This is a genomic window from Endozoicomonas sp. ONNA2, assembly GCF_024606365.1.
GTDB lineage: Bacteria > Pseudomonadota > Gammaproteobacteria > Pseudomonadales > Endozoicomonadaceae > Endozoicomonas.
Genome location: NZ_JAHHPO010000176.1, coordinates 1 through 4386 on the forward strand (window position 1 = coordinate 1; position 4386 = coordinate 4386).

The following is a 4386-nucleotide window of genomic DNA, read 5'->3' on the forward strand; positions in this document are numbered from 1 at the left end:
CGCAGTTGTCTGTATCAGTTTGATAAGTAATGGGTGGCTGGTTGTTTTGGGCGCCGCCAGGTATCTTCGCTTGCATATCAGTAATTCATTTGTTGAATTGGACTTCGTATGACATGCGTTATCCCTTTTGGTTCCCTGATTATCTGCTTTTTTTGATACTAAAAGCGATGTTGTAGCAGCCATGATATTCAGGCAGTGAGCACGCTGAATAGATGGCGAACCTCTTCAATTCTGGCAAACCGTTTGACGCCGTGTTGGTGACTGTCAAAACGGATGGAGAAATTACGGTCGTTAACCTCTATGACTTCTCCACGACCAAAGATTGTATGATTAATAATGGCTTTGAGCTGCCATGGCGCGTCGGAGGGTATACTGGCTTTGGTGGAGCCTGTGGATTCGTCGGTTATGGCGATGTCGTTTATCGCAATATTGGGCGCAATATCGGGCACTGTCTTGAGTCTTTCGGCCAGTGCCGGACGGGCGGAGCAGAAGTAGCGTCTTGACACTGGCGTGAGTCCGATTTTATCGATGGCTTCGGCCAGGTCTTCGTCTGATTCTTCATGAAGCAGGTTGCCCAGGGATAAGACATGGGGCAGGTTCATTTCCAGTAAAAAGGGGCTGATGCTGTCTTTTCCGGCAAGGGGTTGATTATCTGACCGTGAACGTTTTCCGGAAGTTTTCCTGACATCTTTTCTGGCAAGTTCACCCTGAGCGGTAAACAAGTGTAATTGTTGTCTGGCTCGGGTCATGGCGACATAGAGCAGGCGACGTTCAGACTCAATAGCATTTTTGGTGCTGGCAGAAAGATTGGCGCTTTCATCTTCCCTGAGAAACGGCCAGTATTGGCGGGTCAGTCCGGGGATTAACACAACAGGCCATTCTAACCCCTTGGCACGGTGACAGGAGCTGAGGGTAATACTGTGACTGGATTGTCGCCTTTGGTTTTTCTGTTGCTTCTGCTTCTCGATTAATTCAGCAATATGTCGGCAGCAGTGAGCGGTGTCCTGGTTCAGCTGTTTGAGGAAGCGATGAAAACCTTTGATGGCCAGAATCTGTTCATCCGTTCTCTGCTCATTGAGGCTCATGGATCTAAGGCTGTCGTATATTTCGGATTGTTGAATATACCGGGCGATCAGCGTATGGGCCTTGTGTTTGTTGCCATTGTGCTCCAGCCATGAGAACAGCTCTGCCCTTTGTGTCAGTTTTCGCACCTGAAAGTCACTGATGTCCTTGATGTTGGTTGCCAGCTTGCCCAGGGTTTTACCCAATTGGTGGCTTTGTTCCTTCAGCTGCTGGCAAAGCCAGTCAATATACTGTTGCTTCAGGCCAATATGGGGCAGGGTCAGTAGTCTTGTCAGCTTATGGTAACGAACTTCTGGCAGTAGCCCGGCAAATTCATCACTGGCCAGGGTCATGGCATCGATCAGTGAGGCAATTTCTGGCCTTTGAAACAGGGAAGGGCCATCACTGCGGTAGGGAATGCCCATTTCCAACAGGTTCAGCTCAATGGGCACTGCCTGAGCCCAGACCCGCACCAGAATGGCAATATCTTCCGGTGGAGTTTTGGATGCCAGGTACTCCGTCAGCGCCTCAACCACAAAGCGACTGTCGTCTGCACCCGGTTGGCTGATGCGAAGCAGGGAGGGCGCGTTTTGTGGGTGGGCAATACAGAGCACCGGTTTGCGGGACCGGTTCTGGCTGATTAAATGGCTGGCAGCCAAGGCAATACTGTGGCCATAACGGAAGGTATGGGGCATGGTGAGTTCTTTAACCTCACCGGTAGTGCCATAGTCCTGCTGAAAATGGTTCAGAATGTTGTCGATATTGGCACCGGCGAATTCGTAGATCGTCTGGTCCGGGTCGCCAACGGCAATCATTCGGGCCCGATGTCCGGCAATCAGCCGGGTAAACTGATGCTGTAGCGTTGACGTATCCTGATACTCGTCAACGATAATAAAATCCATTTTATCAGCCACTTTGGGCACCAGTTCCGGATGTGCCCGGATCAGTGTCACCGGGTCGTACAGCATATCGGTGAAGGTGATTGATCGCTGTTGATGGCGCCACTGCTCAAACTGATGAAACAGCTTGATGAAAAAGCGATAGTCACCGGTATAACCGGACTGCTCAAACCATTGCTCAGGGCTGGTTAAATGGGCTTTGACCGATTCAATAAAGCTGATGGCCGCTTCGATCAGACGGGAGGCATCCGAGCGCAAACGGTCCTTAATGGTTTCCGGTGCCAGTTTCAGAATCAATGTTCTGACTTGAAGCTCAACGACTTTCTCCGATAACGGTTGTTTGTTGTAGGGGGCTCTGATCTGCCAGCCTTCCAGTGTCCTGAGCAGTTTCAGCCCTGTGGCATGATAGGTTCTGATTTCCGGGAGCTGCTGGTTTTCCGGCAAGTCTGCCAACGGACCACTGGCCAGGTTTCGAAGCTTTTTGGCAAAATCGATCTGGGCAGCTTTATTGAACATCATTACCATCAATCGACGTGGGTCAGCCCCTTTGTACAGCAGGTTACTCACCAATTGTGCCAGGGTTGAGGTTTTTCCCGAGCCAGCCACAGCAATGCAGAGGGCATGGTCTTGATCGTGGTCGGCAACTGCTTGCTGGTGGGGCGTCAGTTTCATTCAGTCAGTTGATATTGGTACAGTGTGACATACTCCCACTACCAGGCCTGACGGCTATGGATGGGGGCTTCGTTCGACCCATGTTGAGAATGCTCAACACTCTCGCTATAGAACCTGCGCTGACAGGACTATCTATAGGGGAATCCTTTACAAATCTGTTGTGTCCCGGCAAGTTAGCCCGGATAGCCTCCTGGCACTGATTCTCGGACAGCTTCCCGGAAAAATTTTAGCAAATTCTATATGACTAACTCATCCAGCGCTGAACCCCAAGGGCGGTCATCACCAGTTCCACCGACAGTGCGGCCAGTATCATGCCCATTACCCGGATGATAATGGCCGAGCCATTGTGGCCAATCACCCGAAAGATGCGGTCGGCAAATAGCATCAGGCCACAGGTGACCAGAAGCACCAGCGTCATGGCACCGCCGGTCATGGCCTGTTGGCTGAACGTTTTAACGTGATTGTCGGTCAGTACAATCACCGCCATGATGGCCCCGGGGCTGGCAATGGAGGGGACTGCCAGAGGGAATACGGCCAGTTGGTGACCGGGCTCTCTTGAGCCGGAACTTTCTTCCGGGTCAGAAAAAATCATTTGCAAGCCGAACAGGAACAGGATAATACCCCCAGCCAACTGTAGAGAGATTAGCTGAATGTTCATCGCCTTTAAAATAATCTGACCAAGAACCAGTGCCGAAAGGAGGATGACAAAGGCATAAATGGTTGCTTTCAGAGCGACTCTGCGTTTTTGTGTTTCTGACAGTCGTGCTGTCAGTCCAGTGAACAGTGCCAGAGTACCTACCGGGTCGATGGTTGACCAGAGCATAATAAAGTCTTTGAAGAAAAGCTCCATAATGATACCTGCCCATGCTGGTTGTGGGTGTTAGGGACATGCAGGATGAAGCCGGGCAGCCATTCGTATTGAAGCATTGGAAAAGCGGTCAAACTGCGCAAATACCTGACGACATCTGTTCTTTATTGCTTAATTTTTATACACCATGGTAAACATGACTGAATAAAAATATTCCTTCCACTTGTATTATTTAATAAGACAAACGTCAATTGTCCAGTTATTAGAGCCTGTTGACGTTTGGGATTGAATAAAACATCACGTTTTCCATGAGCAGGAACACAAGTCTGAGGCACGTTTGAAGTAGCGAAAGGTAGGCCGACGCTTTGGCAGGGTCCAAAAGCCTGATGCCAGTGTAGACGGTCTGGCAAGATAAGACCCTGCAAAAATGTTTGTGCTTTCATCCATGTGGTCGTTTTCAAGGAGAAGCACTGGAATATCCGGGTATTTTTTTGCCTCGGTTTAAACATGATAGTGAGACATAATCTCCTAACCCGAATATTTCATAAACTGCCCCGAATCTCGCGCACGACCACATGGATGTTGGAGCCAGGGCGCGACGCAGGATGCCAAAGCCGGGGACTTTGTCGTTCCAGGGGGGGTGAGAGAGCGCGGGGAGTACGGTCGACTGAGCAAAACTCCCTCAGAGCGGCAAAGAGCAAGCGAGATCGGGAGCACGTTTATGAAATATCCGGGTTAAGAGTTCAAGAGAGTACAGGCCATCCCTGGCGTCTTCAGTTTGATTGTTTAACAGATTACTGCTTTCCAAAGTTATTTCTGTGATAACCTTCTGGTTATCCAGGAGGCTGTCCGAGAATAGACTGCCCTGCTGCGGTTGCGATAAATTGGTCTAAAAATTCCTGCTTCTTCGTCAAATAGCCCCGCTATTCTCCTCAGAATCAGAAA

General features: G+C 49.9%; 3 protein-coding genes. All 3 read right to left on the reverse strand.

The features are described from left to right. The coding region (locus KDK14_RS03160) for a hypothetical protein (RefSeq protein ID WP_257263570.1) at positions 1 to 183 on the reverse strand (183 nt) is incomplete at its 3' end. Positions 184 to 188: 5 nt separating this feature from the next. Then, a complete protein-coding gene (locus tag KDK14_RS03165) occupies positions 189 to 2633 on the reverse strand; it encodes an ATP-dependent helicase (protein WP_257263571.1) in 2445 nt (814 codons plus the stop codon). Between the two features lie 244 nt (positions 2634 to 2877). Further along, positions 2878 to 3483: a MarC family protein gene (locus KDK14_RS03170; protein WP_257263572.1), complete on the reverse strand. Its 606-nt coding sequence runs from the start codon at positions 3481 to 3483 to the stop codon at positions 2878 to 2880. Between the last annotated feature and the right edge of the window lie 903 nt (positions 3484 to 4386).